Raw genomic sequence first — 1,229 nt, forward strand, 5'->3', positions numbered from 1 at the left:
CGCGTAGGCGGGAATCCAGAAAAACATAAAATATCTACGTTTATAATATTTGTATTTTTTAAGACTGGATTCCTGCCTACGCGGGAATGACATAGGAAAATTTGACACAATTCCAAACCATACCGGCAACGCTAAAATAAACTTGAGTTACAATAAGATAAACTAGCCTATCATAACTTATATTATGAAGCAAGGGAAGTTATGGTATAAGAAGTGAACAAGATTACTTATAAATCATTAGCATCAAAATTATCTTTAGTAATACCTAATGTTTCTAATATTTGTTCAAGTTCTATTACTACAGGCTCTAACTCAGCTGACTTTTTATTAAAGTTAAAATTTTCTGAGGTTAATGTTTCTTCATCTAAATTTGCAGCTCTAACCGCATTAAATCTTACACCAACTTCTTTAAGCCATTGATATGTATTATTAACACGAGTTTCGTATTCAAAAAGTCGCTGAATAGCTGATAGTAACTGGGTTACGGGGATCTTAATAATACTGTTTTTTGTTATAAAGTGAGTACAAAATACAAATTGCTAATTAAAATATGGTATTTATAGTATTAGAAAAAAGTTTATAGGTTATTGAAAAAACTTTAAGAGCAATAACCTATGATAATGGATTTTACAGAAATATTTTGTTACGTCGATGATTTTTTTCAAGAATTAGACAAGCATACAAATTCAATTACTAACCATAACAACAAATCTGGTCCTAAAAGTCGACTGAACAGAAGTGAGGTAATAACAATTATAATAGGCTACTGGCAGTCATCTTATGATTGTTTTAAGAATTATTATCTGAAGCAAATATGAATTCATCATCAAAGAGATTTTCAATTAGTAAGCTATAGTCAATTTATAAAAATAATAGGTCCACATTTACCACTATTAGTACTAATATTCAATTCTATTTTGGATCAGTGTGACGGACTCTCTTTTGTAGATTCAAGTAGTATAGAGGTATGTAAGAGATACCGTATTTCAATGAATAAAGTGTTCGCCGGCATAGCAGCAAGCAGTAAGACAACAAAAGGTTGGTTCTATGGACTTAAACTACATCTAATAATTAATAGAGCCGGTGGTATAGTTAAAGCATCTTTTAGCCCTGGCAATAAGGATGATAGAAAACAGCTGGAACTGATAATCAAAAATCTTTTTGGTAAAGTATTCGGAGATCGTGGTTATATTTCGCAACAATTATTTCTACAACTTTTAGAGCAAGGA

At 30.8% G+C, this 1,229-nt stretch carries 2 protein-coding genes; both read left to right on the plus strand.

The features are described 5' to 3' along the window. Window positions 1-213 precede the first annotated feature (213 nt). Complete coding sequence (locus REIS_RS00675) at window positions 214-420, plus strand: hypothetical protein (RefSeq protein ID WP_008579330.1); 207 nt, start codon at window positions 214-216, stop codon at window positions 418-420. A gap of 497 nt (window positions 421-917) precedes the next feature. After that, on the plus strand, window positions 918-1,229 hold a 312-nt coding region (locus REIS_RS11805), incomplete at its 3' end, for a transposase (protein ID WP_160142957.1).

The organism is Rickettsia endosymbiont of Ixodes scapularis (assembly GCF_000160735.1).
In the GTDB taxonomy this organism is placed as follows: domain Bacteria; phylum Pseudomonadota; class Alphaproteobacteria; order Rickettsiales; family Rickettsiaceae; genus Rickettsia; species Rickettsia tamurae.